Here is a 16,808-nt window from a genome sequence, read left to right on the forward strand (position 1 = left end):
TCAGCGCTTCCAACACGCGACCTTCGCGCATAGCACCTGCCTCGGTGCTGGTGCTCTCAGAACACGATGGTTCATGCCGCTTTGTTCAGGATCGCTAGATCCTTTCTGGAAGCCTAAGGCTTCATATCTATTCCGAGTTTCGCACGCATGTCCTTGAACACGACGGCGATCGCCTCAATGATCAATTGATCGGGATTGGCTTTGCAATAGACGATTACTTCGTGCTCCGCTTCTTTGCCCTTTTTGAAGTCAAGGTAGTGCTTTTTGGCAAGACCGTTGTACCAGCCGCTGTACCAGGTGGTCAGCATGTCGGCGTCACCTTGCCACGTCCCCGCCAGCTGAGCGCAAGTCAGCTTCTGAACGTTGATGAAGCCGTTGGCGTCGGCATACGTGCTTAGATCGACTTGCGCGTCAGCCGTCGGGACCATCGCCACGTAAATTATCGCGGCCAGAATCAAGGATCTAAACATTTCTTCTTCTCCATTCCGTTCCGTTTGCCGCCTTCCAGTTCTGCCGGTGCCGGACAGCTGTGAGCTGTCCGGCAGGGAAGAAAGGTTAGCCTTCCCCTGCTAGTCTCAATAACACGGCGGATACGGATAGTAGCCGCAGACGGGACGGGGATATGCGTAGGCGTAGGGCGCAGCATAGGCTGCTGCCCCGACTGCGCCGGCATACATGGCGCCCCGGAACGCCGAGCGCCGCGCCACACCGGCAAACGACATTGGCGTAAACGGCCGGCCGATGATGTCGATGAACAGCGCAGCCGCTCCATCCGCGCCGGCGAGGTCGCCTTCGAGGGTCTGCACATTGAATGTGAGCTTGTCGCCCTCGAGCTTCGGGTTCTTGAGCACCACCACGGCGTCCTTCACCGCACCCTCCTTGCCCAGCACGGACACCGTGGCGTTCGGTGGGTTCTTAGTAAAGCTGTCATCGCCCGATCCCCATTCCGCAATAACGTCTGCCGTCGGTTGATGGCCCGCGGAGCGCACGGGCCGATCGGCAAATATGATGGAGCTGGGGGTTACGCCGGTCAGAATCAGCGTGTCCCCCTGCAGTGTCGCGCCGCGCGAGTTCAAAACGAACAAGGACGGCACGATTTCGGGCTTGGTGGCAGCGGAAGGAGTGCCGATCGTCTTCATGGCAGACGGCGCCGGGGTACTTTGAGCGAAGCTTGCTTCCGCGCCCCCTATCACCACCGCTGCGGCCAGCAGTCCTGCGATCTGTGTCAGTCTCGCGCGCATCATGTCCATTTCTCCTGTGGGATTTCGGCGCGTATCGCGACATCGTCGCGGGCATTACGCTCGTTGCCAATTATCGAAAGCCCAAGCAGCATCCGCTATGCAAAAAACGACCCAGATTTGGAAATGCCGCGAGTACTCGGAAGGAAAGAGAACTCGGTCAGACCGTTTTTGCATAGTCCGGTCCTTGAACGTTGTGCAGGGTAGACCTTTGGCATCAACCAACGACGGGAGGCTCGCCGTGGTCATTATCCTGTGCCTCTATGTTGTAGCGTTGTGGGCGGTATTCTCGAAGTTCAAGCTTGCTCGCTGGAGCTGGGCCTCAGGAACGGTGGCGATCTTCGTTGGCGTATTCATTCTCGCGACATTTCTGGCACTGTTCAATTATTTGACGCCGGCCGGCAAGGTTACTGTGGCCGGCAAGGTCGTCGAAGTGACCCCGAACGTAACCGGACAGATCATCGCCATTCCGGTCAGGCCGAACGTGCCGGTGAAGGCAGGTGACGTACTGTTTCAAATCGATCCGGCTCCGTTCCAGTACACGGTGAAGCAGCTGCAGGCGTCGCTTGCCGCAGCACGCCAGCAAGTGCAAATCCTGAAGTCGAATTATGAGCAGGCGACGGCGAACGTTGCGGGGCTTACCGCACAACTAAAGTACAACACGAAGCGCCTCGCCGACATCCAGACGCTTTCGACGGAGGGGGCAAACACCGAGTTCAAGGAGCAAGACACCCAGGTCCAGTTCGAGACGGTGACTGCGCAAGTCAATGCTGCCAAAGCTACGCAACAAAGTGCCAAGCTCGCGATGGATTCCGAGATCGGCGGCGTCAACACGTCGGTCGCGCAAATCGAAACTCAATTAGAGAATGCGAACTGGGAGCTGTCGCAGACAATCGTTCGCGCACCCGCAGATGGCTATGTGACCGCAGTGGCTCTGACCGTCGGCGACAGGGCCAAGCAGTTGCAATCCGCGATGTCCTTCATCGTTGAGAGTGAGATTACAATTGTTGGAATGTTTTCGCAGAACGGGTTTCAGACGATCAAGCCCGGCGCTCACGTCGATATCGTGTTCGACAACGATCCCGGACGCATTTATCGCGCAAAGATCATCGCGATACCAAAGGGGGTCGGCCAAGGCCAGATTGCCGCTTCTGGCACGCTGGCGCGCACCAACGCGCTCGGGGGTACATCCGCTTTTCCGGCAGTGATTTCCATACCCGATGAATTGAGCCCAGACTCGCTGCGGCTAGGAATGTCAGGAACGGCGACGGTATTTGCTGAGAAAGCGGGCGTGATTGGCCTCCTCGCCTCGATTCTTGTCTGGGTCAGCGCCTATACTGCCTATCTTTAGCCGCGCGGCTGCCTGCGGCAAAGCAACGTTGAGTTGACGCTTGAGGCCGCGCCGGGCTATGCTGGTCATCTATATTCTTCCTGAGATTTAGTCGCCGCAAATGGCCGTTTGACGCGGCTGCTGCATCGAAGACTTTTCGGATTTGTCCGGCGGTCCCTGACGAAAGCGAAAACCTATGACCGGCGGCCCGGTGGTTCATGTCGTGGACGACGACCCGTCATTCCGTAGCGCGATCTCTCGCGTATTGAGAATCTCCGGGTATCAGGTCGCTGATTACGATTCCGCTGCTTTCTTCCTGCGAAACATCAAGGATGCCAAGCCGGGCTGCCTCCTGCTCGACGTCCAGATGCCCTCTCTGGGCGGACTGCAGTTGCAGGAAGAACTGGCCAGGTTATCGCCAGACTGGCCTATTATCTTCATGACCGCGCATGGGGACATTCCAACCAGCGTGCGTGCAATCAAGGCCGGCGCCGAAGACTTTCTCGCCAAGCCCGTGTCAAAGAACACGTTGCTTCCCGCGATTGAACGGGCGCTCGTTCGCTATGAGCGAATACGCGCAAGCCAAAATCAGCAAAATTCGCTTAAATCGCTGGTCGCGACACTGACGCCGCGGGAAAGCGAGGTTTTTTCATTGATGGTCCGCGGCAAATTGAACAAGCAGATTGCGCACGTACTGGGCACGTCCGAGCGAACCATCAAGGCGCATCGGCAAGCGGTGATGCAGAAGTTGCAGGTTCAATCCTTCGCCCAGGCTGTTTCTATTGCGGAGCGCGTCGGATTGCTGGCGGCGCCCTCGCTGGACGCCAATTCGTAAGGCGGCACCAGTTCGGCCGTCGCTAGGTCCGGGCTCTGACAGGCAACTTCGGTTTGCCCCGAAGGACAATACCGCAGGCGCTCCTGAGTGCTGTCTATTCTCCAAGGAGAGCCGGTCTGCCGCGCTCAAAACGGAGGCTGCTTCGAATGGAATTGCATGGGTGCGTTGTTAGGGTACCGCAAACGCTAACCGGGTTGACAAACCGGGCCTGCTACGAACTTGTGCAGCAGGCAGAGATGCTGGCGCTCTCCGAGCTCGATGAACCGCTCCACATTTCGTCCGTTTGCCGCGCCCTTATCGTCAGCGAGCGAACTCTCCGCAAAGCTTTTCACAAAGTGCATGGCATCCCGCCATGCCGGCACCTCAGGATGCTGCGATTGTCCGAGGCTCGACGTGCCCTTTTATCCGCAGATAGCCAAGTCGTAACCGTGACGGAAATCGCAACAGGTTTTGGTTTTGTGGAGCTGGGACGCTTTTCAGTCGAATACCGCAAAGTGTTCGGCGAGAGTCCCTCGAAGACACTTCATCGCGCATCACCGGCTATCACGACGGCGATCAGTGGCGCTGCTGATCATAGATCCAGCTTTGCATTTGGAATGTAGGCCGGCGTGACTTTCAAGCATCAGCTTGGGCCGATTTTGCATAGCGGCGACCTGCATGGAGACATTCAATCGCTGGACTGACAGTCCAGTTCTCGGGGGATATGAGATGACACGCAAGATTTCCGAACAAAAGCTTAGTCGCCGGATCTTGCTAGGCGGCCTTGGCTTGGCTGTGACTATGATAGGATCAGCCTCCGTGCCGGCTTACGCCGACGAAAGCGGAGTTTCATATTGGCTCCCGGGCCGGTTCAGCAGCCTCGCGGCCACGCCCCAGGTGCCCGGATGGTCCATGGCGGAGGTCTACTATCATACCTCGGTATCGGCATTCGGTGCTGCAGCGGCGGCCAGGGAGATTCAGATCGGCAGATTTCCCGCGGCGGTGAACGCCAATTTGAATCTGCATCTGAATGCGCAGGCCGACCTGGTGCTGCTCAACCCGACCTACACCTTCGCGACGCCGGTGCTGGGCGGGCAGTTTGCGATCGGTGTCACGGGCATATTCGGCCGAGCCAGCACCAGCCTGGACGGGACCCTCACCACAGCAGTCGGTCCGCTCGTCACAACCCGCACAGGAAGCATCTCGGATTCACTTACATCGGTCGGAGACCTGTATCCGCAAGCGACGCTGAAATGGAATGCCGGCGTACATAATTTCATGACATATGTGACCGGAGACATTCCGGTCGGGGCCTACGATCCCAGCCGCCTTTCCAACCTCGGCATTGGTCACGGCGCGATCGACGGCGGCGGCGGTTACACCTATTTCAATCCGGCAACCGGCCACGAATTTTCGGCAGTCGGCGGGTTGACTTACAATTTCAAGAACCAGGACACGCAATACCAGAACGGGGTCGATTTCCACGTCGATTGGGGTGCATCCCAGTTCCTGTCGAAGCAGGTTTTTGTCGGCCTCGTCGGATATGCGTACCAACAGATCACGGACGATTCGGGCCAGCACCCGATCCTCGGCGGCTTCCGCTCTCGCGTCCTCGGAATTGGGCCACAGATCGGATATCTATTCCCGGTGGGTGATATGCAGGGCTACCTCAATCTGAAGGGATACGGCGAGTTCGCCGCGGAGAACCGGCCGGCGGGTTGGAACACCTGGCTGACGTTCTCGATCTCCCCCATGGCGCCAGTCAGCACCGTGGCGCCGACCCGGCGAATGGTGACGAAATAGGTAGACTCATAATAAGTTCGGACAGCCGCGATCCCCATTGATTCAGGGCGCGGTGTTCTCGCCGGCGCCTTTCGGGCCCATGATCGTTTTCCCGCACTACTTGGCTTTGGCAAACTCATCAACTGCCGGCGCCCTGCGTAGCAGGGTTCGGCGGTGGGTCATCAAATATTGCAGTCCATGTGCTGCAAGACCCAAAGCGCCAACATCGGCATTGTCGGCGCCCTCCCCGTTCGCGTTCCTGGCGAGCTCAACCTTCAGTATATTGTCAATCTTCTTCTCGATCTCCTGCAGTTCGGCCTCGCTCTCGGCGCCCTTGATCTCACGACCGAGTTCGTACAACGGTCCGAGCAAGCTCTTCGATGCCACGTCCGAGCCGGCGAAGCGCCACGCGGCTACAACAATCGAGATCAGAGATCCAAGCAGCAGCGATCGATAATAGAGCTTGTCGTCATACTTATCGAGGAAGCTTTGCTGGTTGCCGTTGTAGTAGGTGGCGGCTCCTGGATGGATCGGTATGAGCGCATCGGCATCCGCGCTTGGTGCGCCGGCTTGCGCTAGAACCGGATATAGCGACAGCAGATCCCTACGAACGTCCACCAAGGATTGCGTCAGGTCTGTGATCGTGTCTGCATCAACCGATTTGTTGGCGACAAGATAGAAAGAGACCCGCAGCGAGGTGAGATCATCTGACGGTACCGGCGGAGCTCCGCGTAGAGTTCCCTTTGGGATGTCGTAGCTCTCATAGTATTGCGCGACGTTGGCGACGGCCCCAGCTGAGGCGATTTCGATGAGCTTCGGAGCCGATGCCTTCCCACCGTTCTGCTGAAACATTTCTCGGACTTTCGCCAGGTACTTCTCGGTCAGAGGAACGACCGCGAGCAGGGCGTGAACTTTTCCAGACGACAGCGCAGCCGCCGCCTCCCCAACGGCAACATTCTGGAAGCTGACCTTGGCGCGATCGAACTGATAGACTTGCTTCAGCGCTTCGACGACTGCCCGGTTAACGTCGCCTCCGATGACGCCGATGGTTATGCTGCGCATATCGCCCAGGCTGTCGGCGCTCGCAGGCGACGGAGCCACAATTAGAACCACCCCATGGGTCAGAAGAAGCACGCTTCGCGCGTCGGAAAGACCGCCCGTGTCGCCACGCACCACAGCAAGGTCGGCCTTGCCCCCAGCCAGCATCTCGGACGCTCCCGCAGATGTGCCCGCATTGACGACCTTTAGTCGGACATGAGCGCCTGATGCCGCCAACCGGGCCGAGATCGCGGAGGTGAGCAATTGCGCTTCACCGTCCGACGACCCCGTGGCGACCGTTAGCATAACAGGTTTGGTAAAATGTCGATAAACGAACCAGCCGCCGCCAATCATGGCAGCAGTTGCAACCCCGACAACGACTATCCGGAGCCGTCGTGGCAGGTTGGTGACGAGATTCGCCATAGGATGCCCCGCGAGACCGACGCCTCTTACGAGACGCTGAACAGCGTCCAAGCACAACGAGCCTGGGCCACCACCGTTCATACGAACACGCGGGATTGTCCGTCTATGCAAAATCGAACGATGTTGTCGGGAGGGCCACGTTTAGGGGCCTTTCGAACCAGCACCTCAAGTATGGACGGGGCAGTATTCGTTCGTGGCGAGTCCGTTTTTGCATAGTCGGCCCATCAGCCCGCTCGTAGGCTGTCTCAAGTTTCTCGCGCGTGCGCGGCAGCCTTTGCACGATTTGACAAGAGGATGTTCCCATGTTGACCAAACGCGATCTGCTTCGCTCCGCAGCGGTTGCCGTAATGACCGCCTCACTCGTGAAGTCTGCCCCCGCGAGCGCCCAGAACAAAGCCGAATGGCCCAATCTGTTTGAGGCCAAGGACATCGCTGAAGAAGGCTTCATCTACGGCCTACCGCTAGTAATGTATTATGCGGTCATGCAAGAGTTCGCAGTGGACAAGAACTCCGGACAGTTCAAGGCCCCCTTCAACGAGATCAACAGCCTTCACCACGTCGCTACACCGGAGGATACGGCGGTCATCACGCCGAACAGCGACACTCCCTACTCGTTTATCTGGCTAGATTTGCGCGCTGAGCCGATGGTTATCTCGGTGCCGATGATCGCAAAGGACCGTTACTACGCGGTCCAGCTTATCGACGGAAACACCTACAATTTTGGCTACATCGGCACCCGCGCCACGGGGACCGAGCCGGGCGACTATCTGGTGGTTGGCCCCGACTGGAAAAGTGAAACTCCGCCCGGGGTTAAGAAAGTCTTCCGATCGACGACGCCGTTCCCACTCGCTCTCATTCGTACTCAACTCTTCAACCCCGACGATATCTCGAAGGTCGAAAAAGTTCAGACCGGCTACAAGGCCCAGCCGCTTTCGGCCTTCCTTAAGCAACCGGCGCCACCCGCCGCGCCGAAGATCGATTTCCTTCCCGCCACCACTGCGGGGATCAAGGATAACTTCTTTCAGTATCTCGACGCAGCCCTGCAATTCGTCCCTGAGACGCCGAGGGACAAGGCGATTCGCGCGAAGCTTGCGAGGATTGGCGTCGGCCCCGGGAAGACGTTTGTCTTCAAGGATCTTTCGCTCGAACATAAAGCCGAAATCCTGGTGGGCATGAAGCAGGGTGACGACAAAGTCGACAAATGGCTGGCCGGCGGAAACAAAAACATCAACGGCTGGAACGTCGGTTCGTTTTTCGGCGATGAGGCGTTCTACAATGGCGATTGGCTGATGCGAGCCGGGTCTGCCAAGGGCGGTCTCTTGGGCAATGACGCCGTCGAAGCGATGTACCCCTATACCCGAACGGACGTGACCGGTGAGCCGCTCGATGGCAGCAAGCACAAGTACACGATCACCTTCGCACCGGGCCAGTTGCCGCCGGTGAACGCCTTTTGGTCCGTGACGATGTACGACGGCAAGAGCCAACTCCTGGTCAAGAACCCGATCAAGCGCTACCTCATCAACTCTCCAATGTTACCGGCGATGAAGAAGGACGCAGACGGCTCGGTGACGCTGTACATCCAGAAAGACAGTCCCGGTGCGGATAAGGAAGCAAATTGGCTGCCGGCGCCGGACGACAAGATCTATCTCGTAATGCGCCTGTATTGGCCGAAGCCAACGCCCCCATCGATCCTGCCGCCCGGGCAAGGAACGTGGCAGCCGCCTGGCATCAAGCGGGTTTAAGACTGCCGCGATGATCCTCGCGCAGGCAACAGGCTGAGTGCAATGTCCCCAGATACGCCAACGGTCAGCCAGCTTTCGCACGTTATCTCACAGTCGGCAGCGCCAGCGTTCCTTTTGGGAGCACTGGCGGCCTTCATTGCTGTCCTGATTTCCCGCTTGAACAGGATCATCGATAGAACGATCCTCCTGAATGGAATCGCCGACGACGACACGGTCAGATCCCGGCTCAAGGTGGATCTTCCGCGGCTGATGCGGCGTGCAGCGATGCTGAACCGGGCAATCTTCTGGGCGGTAATCGGCAGTATCGCCGTCACAGCCCTTGTTATGGTCGCGTTTGCAAGCGCTTTTCTTCAGATCCACCACGAGCACGGCGTGGCTATCCTTTTCATGGTTGCGCTGGGCGCGTTCGCTGTATCGCTTATCGATTTCGCTCGCGAAGTGCGGATTGCGCTGAGCGAGCTCGATCACTACGCCTGATGCGAGTGGATGCTTTTCTTGCTGCGATCCAATGCCAAGCCACAGCGTCAACACACATCAGGGTTTGCGGACCCACTGATCCATCTGGAGGCACGTCAGCAAACTGACGTAGCTTGGCGTACCTCCAATGGCCTCTTGGCCGACACAGCTTTCTTTCTGCGAGACCGACATTTTCGACCAGAGCGCACCAAGCTGGCGCCGCGCCTTTTGCTCATCATTTATACACCTCTTGAGAGACTGATCGACCGTAAGCCCGGCCGCAGCTGCAAGGTCAAGCTTGCAACTCCGCCCCACGTCGAACTTCGGCACGTTATCGGCTACTGGGACAAGCAATTGCGAACCGAGAATTATCATCGAGATCGAGATTGGCATGACTGCACCCTGCCTGTTTGAGCCCGCTGAACAGCTCTTCGCGCAGCCTGTATCCAGTCGCTGGCTTTCGTCTATGCAAAATCCGACAGTTCCGCCTTTGACCGCTGTTTCCGCGCCGTTGCGCTGACCGATCGGGGACAAACCGAAGTCTATTCCCGCCTTCACACCGGCGGCGGTGATCATCCACCGAAGCCTCGCCTATGGTGGCGGCCTCCAGGATTTTCGAAGCGACGTGAGTCCGCGCCTCGATCTCGCGATGCGAAACGCTTTCGCAGACGTCGTCCAGGACCGCGCGCAAAAGCGCGGTTGTCTCCGTACCAAACATGAGGCGCCCCCGAGGGAAAGGTGTAGCGTAGCCCGGTTTTGCCGGCTGGGGATTCAGGCATGTTAAGCTTCCGGGAAAAATGCAGTCGAAGGTATGAGGGAGCCAAGAGTGTCGGGGGCGAGTGTGATTGCGGCTCCGGTCGGTTCTTGCCGGCGGACTATCTGGTTCTCTTGCTGGAGATATCATCGGCTTCGAAGCCAACGCGCTGCATCAGACTAGAAAGCGGTATCAACCCGAACGCCATCATCCCAGCAGAGACTGCGAAAAAGTTCAGGTCGAGACTCGCATTCCAGCGTAGCAGCAGATAACCGCCCGCAGCAGCGATCAGCGCGCGGGTCAGAACTCCGAGCAGCGAAGGCGCGAGCCGCCGGGTGGCTTGGCCTACACAGTACAGCACAAAGCCGAGACCGAAGAACCCAAAGAAGGGGCCGACATCGTGCAGGTACTGCACGCCCGCCTGGATGGTCGCGGGGTCGTCGTTGAAAAGGCCGATCCATTGGCGCGCTAACAGCGCGCCAATGAGTCCTATTGTGGCGGTCACCGCAGCGCCTATAACCGCGCCCGTCCAGGCGGCGCGCCGCGCACGCTCGATCAGTCCGGCGCCAAGGCTGGCGCTGACAACCATGCCGACCGGGCCGCCCACACCGTAGGAGATCGGCACAAGCAGGAACTCTAGACGTGAGGCTGAGCCATACGCTGCCAAAGCAGCGATACCATGGGAGCCGACGTAAGCGGTCACAAGCGTCAGCGTTACATTGGTGCTCGCCGCGATGATGGCAGAGACGCCGCCGATCTTGAGGATCGTCAAGGCAGGCGCGAGCGCCAGGCGCGGTGGGGTTGGCGAAGGCCGCAACAAGCCCATATGGCCCCACAGGTAGATTGCGTAGGCAAGTGTTCCGAGAGCGTAGTTGATCAACAGTGCGACGCCACCGCCGATTGGGCCAAGCGCGGGAATGCCGAAGCCGCCGAAAATCAGAAGCGGTGATAACGGTACCAGCAGCGTTGCGCCTGAGCACACGACAACGACCGGCACTCGCAAATTTCCGGTGCCGCGCACCGCCGCCATCAGCAAGTTGAATGTCCAGATCAGCGTCGCTCCGCCAAAGACCACCGTCGAATATTGCAGCGAGATCTGGAGCGAAGCGCCATGCCCGCCCATCGCACGATAGATCAAGGGCCCCAGCCCATACATCAATGCGGTGGTTGCCAATCCAAGCGGCAGCGCCAACTCGATCGCGTACCAAGGGTAGGAACTCGCCTCGGCGAATTCGCCGCGTCCTAGCGCCCGCGCCACCGAAGTGACGATACCACCGCCGGTCGCACCTTGGGAGATCGCTACGGTAAGCGCGAGCAGCGGGAAGACCAGCGTCACTCCGGCGAGAGCGTCGAGCCCGAGCTTTGCGATGAAGTAAACCTCGAGAAGTCCCATCAGCACCTGGACGAGCATCACGGTCGAATTCGGGACCGCCAGGCGGAGGATCGTTAAGGCGACCGGATGGCCAAGCAGCGCGTCAAGTCGGTCATCGCGCAGCGTGCGCGCCGCGTGCGGCTTTGAATCGGCGATATTCGCGGGTCCGTTCACGATCACTTCCTCCCGTTGCAGAGAGCGAAATGACCACGGCCACTGAACGCGGCCCAACCATATGAATTGACACGCTCTGTTAGCAAAACTAACAATCTAAAAATGGTCCGTTTACCGCCACTCGAAGCCATGCGCGTGTTTGAAGTCGCCGCTCGTCATGGCAGTTATTCCAGAGCGGCTGAAGAACTTCACATCACTCATGGAGCGGTAAGCCAAAGGATTCGGCAGATCGAAGAGCGGGTCGGGATCAAGCTTTTCGAGCGAATGGGGCACCGAATGGTACCCACGCCGGACGGGCGGCGTCTCTATGATCGGGTTGCGCGCTCGTTAGCCGAGCTAACAGGGGCATTCACTTCGCTGAGATCTTCCCGTATGGATGCCGAAGTCACAGTGAGCTTGCTGCCGGTGATGGCGGCCCGCTGGCTGTTGCCGCGCTTGCCCCGATTCAACGAGCATTACCCCCACATCCATGTCAACGTGAAGTCGGATCGGCAACTCGCCAATTTCAAGTCGGACAAGGTCGATGTCGCTTTACGTCTCGGCACCGGAACCTGGAAGGGGCTTCACGCCATCCGGCTGATGGACGAGGAGATCTTCCCGGTCTGCAGCCCGCGCTACAACGGAGGGCAGTTCACGCGAGACCCGTCGGCATTCGTGAACGAGCGGTTGTTGATCGATCCGAACGTCCCTTGGTCGACCTGGTTCAAATCGTTCGGGGTGCAGATCGACCGCAAGATCGTCGGCAACTCCTTCGCCGACGCGAATCTGCTGATCGAGGCGGCGATCGATGGGCAAGGAATTGCGCTCGCGCGCCGCTCGGTCACTCGCGCCGATCTGCTCAACGGCAAATTGGTCCGGTTGTCCGACCATAACTGCCGCCTGCCGTTATCGCACTTCCTCGTTCATCCGTCGTTGCTAGAGAGCAATGCGCCGGCGATGGCGTTCCGCGATTGGATGCTGGCGGAGGTCGGTCAACGACCCCTACGCGTTCCCTGACGACGGAGCCGAATGCCGAGCTCGGCGCCATCCACCCGAAGGCAATGCCCGTGATCTTGACCACGCCTGAAGAGGTGGAGGCCTGGGTGACCGCGCCTCCGGACGAAGCCTCAAACTGCAGCGGCCGCTTCCCGGCGGCGCGCTCCGGATCGTCGCCCGTGGCGTCAAGGAAGACTCGCCGCAGAGGCCGTGAGGTTCTTCCTCGGCAGAAATCGCCCGGAACAGCCCGGCGGTCCCAAGGAGTCGTCACGGCAGGAGCCGTCTCGATGCTGATGATAAAGGAAAGAGCACGGGCGATCCACACGCGGCGCGGCTGGCCATCCACTGTGCTTTACGAGGCCGGTGCCATCCGCAAATGCGAGGCGCACAGCGGGATCCAGGATCGCGCGGACCCGCACGCGCGCAAGCGCGCCTTCGACGTCGCGGCCCGGAATTCGCCGTCGGGCGTACCTGCGCACGATGCCGTCGCTGAAGTCCGCGACGTGCTGGACTCGAGCGGCGATACCTGCCCGGAGTGCCCCACGGAGTTAGACTAGACCAGCTCTTCCGCCCCGCGGCGTTCGGGTGTAGGCGCCCGAAAGTGCGTGAGTTGGATCCACGCCAGCGCTGTGCGGATCCATCTCTGTCGGTCGGCGCCAACGGCTCCCGCGGCAAGTTTGATCGCCGCGACGGCCTCGCGTTCGGGGTCGTACTCGCTCTCCATCATCCGCAATATAAGCGCGGACCGTAAACGATCACCCGAAGACGGCACCGTAAGAATCCGGGGCAGCGCGCAGCCAGCGCCCCGGTCCTAATCCTCGGGGGTGGCACCGCTGTGCTGTTCGCCCGCTTTGAGCTCTTTCCCCACCTAGAGCGACCGTCTTCGGTGTTCTCGCCGTGTGTGCGTGTTCATCGGGAGCGCTCTTTTTGTTCGGACTTGAGCCGCCATTCGAGGGAGTGCTGCAGCTGTCCCACGCCCGGACAGTCAGGCCCTTGCAACCGTCGGGCACTAGCGTACCGTAACGATTTCTTCAGCACCGCGCCTTTTTCCAGCATGCGCCTGCACATCTCGACAGGGCGGCGACGCTTGACCGGCGATCCGGACCGGCTACCTTGGAGCTGGATGCCGCCCCCGACCAGGCGTCGCGGGATGCGGCGGCCGTGCCTGGGAGTGTTTGGAGCCGGCAATGCGCCGGCTCGCGATGCGGGAAGGCCCGATGCTCGATCGCAGTCCGACCGGCATTGACTATAGACCGCCGGCTCCCGAGCCGCCGGCGACACGCCTCGGGCTGATCGCGATCATCCGGACCCTACGACGGAATCCTCTCGAATGCTGGAGCGCCGAGTTTTTCCGCGAGCCAGTCGCGATGATCAGGCTGCCCTTTGCTCGGGCGTTTCTGGTTCACGACCCTGCCGCGATCAAGCGCGTCCTTCTCGACAACGCAGACAACTACCGCAAGGACCCGATCCAGCGCCGCATCCTGTCCTCCGGCCTCGCCGACGGCCTGTTGAGCGTGGAAGGAAACCGTTGGGAGGTGCAGCGCCGGACTCTTGCGCCGCTGTTCGCGAAGCGGACCGTCGTGTCCTTCACCGAGGCGATGCTGACCGCAGCGCACGAACTCGCCGAGAAATGGAGCCGCTTCGACAACGGTGCCGTGGTCGATGCCGCCGCCGAGATGACGCTGCTGACGCTCAACGTCCTCGCGCTTACCATCTTCTCTGACGGGATCGGCGGAGACTTTGAGGAATTTCGTGGAGCCATGAATGCTTATTTCGGCGTGATCGGACGGATCGGCGCGCTCGATCTGTTCGGCGCTCCGGAATTCGTGCCGCGACCCGGGCGGGCGCGGCTGCGCCGGACGATGAGCTACTTCGAGCGCATCATCGACGAGATCGTCGAGACGCGGCGCCGGCGGCTTGCCTGCTCCGCCGACACGGCTCCGAATGATCTGCTCACACTCCTGCTGCGGGCGCTCGATCCTTCGACGGGACAGCCGATGAGTCTGGCCGAGGTGAGGTCGAACATTCTCACATTCCTCTCTGCCGGCCACGAAACGACCGCCAATTCGCTGGCGTGGTCGATTTTTCTGCTCTCGCAGGCTCCTGAGTGGCGGATGCGCGTTCGAGAGGAGGCCGAGCGCGAATTGAGCGGCCCGGCCGCGGGCCTCCCCGATCGGCTTGTGGTGACGCGGGCGGTTGTCGAAGAGGCCCTGCGGCTCTATCCCCCCATCGCCGCGCTCAGCCGAATGTCGGAACGGCCCGACCGTCTGGCATCTCATGAGGTCGACGCGCGGTCCCTGATCGTCATCGCCCCATACGTGCTGCATCGGCATAAGCGCCTATGGGACCGGCCGGACGTGTTCGATCCGGCGCGCTTCCTGCAGCCGGCAAGGAGCGAAGTGCCCCGTTTCGCCTACCTACCCTTCGGCGTGGGGCCCCGCACCTGCATCGGATCGTCCTTTGCGCTACAGGAGGCGACGATCGTGCTGGCGGTGCTGATGCAACGCTTCGATCTGGAAGTCCTGCCGGGCACCAGGGTCTGGCCGCTGCAGCGGATAACGTTGAGGCCGGCGCACGGGATTCCCCTGCGCATCACTAGAGGGCCAAACTGAACGGGGGCGACGGCGGGGTGTGCTCGTCTCAGGCAAACTCCGCACACGGATCTGAGAGCTGGTTCACATTCGTCGGGGCCGCTGCAGGCTATGCTACTGCCATTCCCGGAGGAGACCGATCATGGCTGCACTGGCGAAGATGCTCTCCCGCTCGACCGGCATGAATGTCGTCGCCGACGAACTGAAGACGATCCTGATCTTTTGCGGCGTCGGGCTTTTGCTGTCCCTTGCGGCCGCCATGACTTACGGCCTGAACATCGCGGCGGACCTATTCTAATCGAGCACTCCTATTTCGCCGGCGGCCTTAGCGGGCTCTCCGCCCACCTGCGGACGGCGGGATCGTGCAGCGGGTCGTCGTCGCAGTTCGTGCAGACGTAGCGCTCGCGTCCGGGACCAGTCTCTTCGGCCGCGAGCTTCATCGGCCGCCCGCACGCCGGGCACGTCTTCCGGGCCGCATACAGCATCGACATTTTGATTTCCCCGCCTGGACGAAATCTACTGCCGCCCGGCGCGCGAAAACAAGATACCTCCGAAGGATTCTTCGTCGGGCGCCACACCCCGGTGCCGCCTGGGACGAACCTAAGCAGTCCGTCGACACTTCTTGACAGCTCGATCGTAGACCAATCAATTCCCGCAGTGATGTTGCGCGGAGCGGGCTAAGTTGATTTTGGAAGAACATCGCGCGACTAACACGGGGGAGAACGTCATTTTCTCCCTGCCTGTCATAGACGCGAAGATCGGATTGAGCAAAATCCGATCGGTAATTTGCTTAGGAAATCTTTGGACGTCTCGCCGTTAGCCCGAAAATTTCGCGAACATCGGACGTTGCCGATTAAGCGTTGCAACGTCCGTGAACTTTCAACACAATGGCCCCGAGCCTTACATTGCTAGGCGGTGGCGGCGCAGCGAGCCTTTATTTCCGTGGTCGTCGCGCAAAATCCAGCACAGCTTGACCTTAGTATGCCAGAAGATCGAGGGGTAAATCCATGGAAGCTGAGCTGATCGACCGGATCTACGAGTGCAGCTTCGTGCCGGAGCTCTGGCCGCAAGTCTTACGAGACACCTCGAAAATATCCGAATCCGCTGGCGGCTCCCTGTTCGTCACCAATCCCGAAGTGACGGCCTGGACGGCTTCGAAAAACACCCGCGACATAGCTGGGCGCTTTGTCGCCGACGGCTGGTATTGGCGCGGTCGGGTTATGTCGCTCATTCATAAAAGCCGTCATCCCGGCTTCCTTCGCGAAGTTGATCTGTTTTTGCCAGGCGAACTGGATGAGGAACCGATTTTTCGCGACAGCTGGCGCAAGATGGGCCTTGGCTGGGGCGCGGCGACAGCTTTTGCGCTACCGACCGGCGAGACCCTTGCGATCGTCTTGTCTCGCACCATCGCCCAGGGGCCTGCCGACGCTGCCACCATTCAAAGGCTCGATATGCTGCGACCGCATCTCGCCCGCACGGCGGTGATGGCGGCACGCTTGCACCTCGAGCGCGCGCAGGCCGCAAGCCAGGCACTTGCGGCGCTTGGTCTAGCGGCGCTGGTGCTGGACGAGGGCGGCAAGGTTCTCGCTGCCAATGCTTTGGTCGAAGGCATGGTCAATCTCGTGCATTGGCGGTCGGCCGACCGGGTGACGCTGAAAGATCGTCGTGCCGACGAAATGCTCACGGAGGCCCTTGCGCGGATCGCGCTGAACGACAATGGCGGTGTTCGTTCGTTTCCCGTTCGGGATTCGGTCACAGATGCCTTGATGGTCGGTCACGTGGTGCCGATCCGCTATTCCGCGCGCGATATCTTCGCCCGTAGCACCGCCGTGTTCGTCCTGATGCCGGTCGCCGCGCCAACCTCGCCGCCGGTGGAGCTGGTGATGTCGCTGTTCGATCTCACGCCGGCCGAAGCCCGTGTCGCCCGGGGCCTTGCCGCCGGGAAGACGGTGGACGACCTCGCGGGCGACAACGGCGTCTCGCCGAACACTGTTCGTGTGCAAGTTCGTGGCGTGCTGGAGAAAACAGGCTGCCAGCGCCAAACCGACGTTGTCGCCTTGCTCGGCGGGATTTCCCCGATTCGCGGCTAACGCCGCCGGTAACCCGATTGTCGGCCCAT

Annotated in this window: 15 protein-coding genes and 3 pseudogenes; 13 read left to right on the top strand and 5 right to left on the bottom strand. The window is 60.2% G+C overall.

Going from position 1 to position 16,808, the window contains the following annotated elements:
• Positions 1-113: 113 nt before the first annotated feature.
• Positions 114-470 (bottom strand): HdeA/HdeB family chaperone, encoded by a 357-nt coding sequence (locus tag BRA471DRAFT_RS04330; protein WP_007604900.1) that lies wholly within the window; start codon positions 468-470, stop codon positions 114-116.
• Between the two features lie 105 nt (positions 471-575).
• Positions 576-1,244, bottom strand: a complete 669-nt coding sequence (locus BRA471DRAFT_RS04335) for a hypothetical protein (RefSeq protein WP_007604901.1) — start codon at positions 1,242-1,244, stop codon at positions 576-578.
• A gap of 235 nt (positions 1,245-1,479) precedes the next feature.
• Here BRA471DRAFT_RS04335 and BRA471DRAFT_RS04340 point away from each other — a divergent pair, with 235 nt between their 5' ends.
• From BRA471DRAFT_RS04340 to BRA471DRAFT_RS04350, 4 genes are all read left to right on the top strand, one after another.
• Positions 1,480-2,589, top strand: a complete 1,110-nt coding sequence (locus BRA471DRAFT_RS04340; RefSeq protein ID WP_007604902.1) for an HlyD family secretion protein — start codon at positions 1,480-1,482, stop codon at positions 2,587-2,589.
• A gap of 175 nt (positions 2,590-2,764) precedes the next feature.
• Positions 2,765-3,403: a response regulator transcription factor gene (locus tag BRA471DRAFT_RS04345; RefSeq protein WP_007604903.1), complete on the top strand. Its 639-nt coding sequence runs from the start codon at positions 2,765-2,767 to the stop codon at positions 3,401-3,403.
• Between the two features lie 236 nt (positions 3,404-3,639).
• Positions 3,640-4,005: a helix-turn-helix domain-containing protein gene (locus tag BRA471DRAFT_RS36125; RefSeq protein WP_157233974.1), complete on the top strand. Its 366-nt coding sequence runs from the start codon at positions 3,640-3,642 to the stop codon at positions 4,003-4,005.
• A gap of 178 nt (positions 4,006-4,183) precedes the next feature.
• A complete protein-coding gene (locus BRA471DRAFT_RS04350) occupies positions 4,184-5,185 on the top strand; it encodes a transporter (RefSeq protein WP_231171131.1) in 1,002 nt (333 codons plus the stop codon).
• A 96-nt stretch (positions 5,186-5,281) separates the two neighbouring features.
• Here the strand turns inward: BRA471DRAFT_RS04350 and BRA471DRAFT_RS04355 are convergent, their stop codons facing one another.
• The gene (locus BRA471DRAFT_RS04355) at positions 5,282-6,625 is read right to left on the bottom strand and encodes a TAXI family TRAP transporter solute-binding subunit (protein WP_007604905.1); all 1,344 of its coding nucleotides are present in this window, start codon (positions 6,623-6,625) and stop codon (positions 5,282-5,284) included.
• 302 nt (positions 6,626-6,927) lie between these two features.
• Between BRA471DRAFT_RS04355 and BRA471DRAFT_RS04360 the strand changes: the two genes are divergently transcribed.
• Positions 6,928-8,367, top strand: a complete 1,440-nt coding sequence (locus tag BRA471DRAFT_RS04360; RefSeq protein ID WP_007604906.1) for a DUF1254 domain-containing protein — start codon at positions 6,928-6,930, stop codon at positions 8,365-8,367.
• 42 nt (positions 8,368-8,409) lie between these two features.
• Positions 8,410-8,844: a DUF2721 domain-containing protein gene (locus BRA471DRAFT_RS04365; RefSeq protein ID WP_007604907.1), complete on the top strand. Its 435-nt coding sequence runs from the start codon at positions 8,410-8,412 to the stop codon at positions 8,842-8,844.
• Between the two features lie 57 nt (positions 8,845-8,901).
• On the opposite strand, the gene BRA471DRAFT_RS37870 is transcribed toward BRA471DRAFT_RS04365, so the two are convergent.
• Together BRA471DRAFT_RS37870 and BRA471DRAFT_RS04375 are read right to left on the bottom strand one after the other, a co-directional pair.
• Positions 8,902-9,399: a hypothetical protein gene (locus BRA471DRAFT_RS37870; protein WP_050992543.1), complete on the bottom strand. Its 498-nt coding sequence runs from the start codon at positions 9,397-9,399 to the stop codon at positions 8,902-8,904.
• Between the two features lie 299 nt (positions 9,400-9,698).
• Positions 9,699-11,123 (bottom strand): MATE family efflux transporter, encoded by a 1,425-nt coding sequence (locus BRA471DRAFT_RS04375; protein WP_007604910.1) that lies wholly within the window; start codon positions 11,121-11,123, stop codon positions 9,699-9,701.
• A gap of 129 nt (positions 11,124-11,252) precedes the next feature.
• Between BRA471DRAFT_RS04375 and BRA471DRAFT_RS04380 the strand changes: the two are divergent.
• The 7 genes and pseudogenes from BRA471DRAFT_RS04380 to BRA471DRAFT_RS04400 all read left to right on the top strand — a co-directional run.
• Positions 11,253-12,077, top strand: a pseudogene (locus BRA471DRAFT_RS04380) (LysR substrate-binding domain-containing protein); the annotation flags it as partial.
• 13 nt (positions 12,078-12,090) lie between these two features.
• Positions 12,091-12,312: pseudogene (locus tag BRA471DRAFT_RS39330) on the top strand (SOS response-associated peptidase); the annotation flags it as partial.
• Between the two features lie 73 nt (positions 12,313-12,385).
• Positions 12,386-12,655 (top strand): hypothetical protein, encoded by a 270-nt coding sequence (locus BRA471DRAFT_RS04385; protein ID WP_007604912.1) that lies wholly within the window; start codon positions 12,386-12,388, stop codon positions 12,653-12,655.
• 630 nt (positions 12,656-13,285) lie between these two features.
• Positions 13,286-14,710 carry a cytochrome P450 gene (locus tag BRA471DRAFT_RS04390; protein ID WP_007604913.1) on the top strand — a complete coding sequence of 475 codons (1,425 nt, stop codon included), beginning with the start codon at positions 13,286-13,288 and terminating at the stop codon, positions 14,708-14,710.
• Between the two features lie 121 nt (positions 14,711-14,831).
• Positions 14,832-14,987: a hypothetical protein gene (locus BRA471DRAFT_RS37875; protein WP_007604914.1), complete on the top strand. Its 156-nt coding sequence runs from the start codon at positions 14,832-14,834 to the stop codon at positions 14,985-14,987.
• Between the two features lie 378 nt (positions 14,988-15,365).
• Positions 15,366-15,506 (top strand): annotated as a pseudogene (locus tag BRA471DRAFT_RS39335) (YdcF family protein); the annotation flags it as partial.
• 190 nt (positions 15,507-15,696) lie between these two features.
• Positions 15,697-16,779: a helix-turn-helix transcriptional regulator gene (locus BRA471DRAFT_RS04400; protein ID WP_007604916.1), complete on the top strand. Its 1,083-nt coding sequence runs from the start codon at positions 15,697-15,699 to the stop codon at positions 16,777-16,779.
• Positions 16,780-16,808: the final 29 nt, after the last annotated feature.

Source organism: Bradyrhizobium sp. WSM471, assembly GCF_000244915.1.
GTDB lineage: Bacteria > Pseudomonadota > Alphaproteobacteria > Rhizobiales > Xanthobacteraceae > Bradyrhizobium.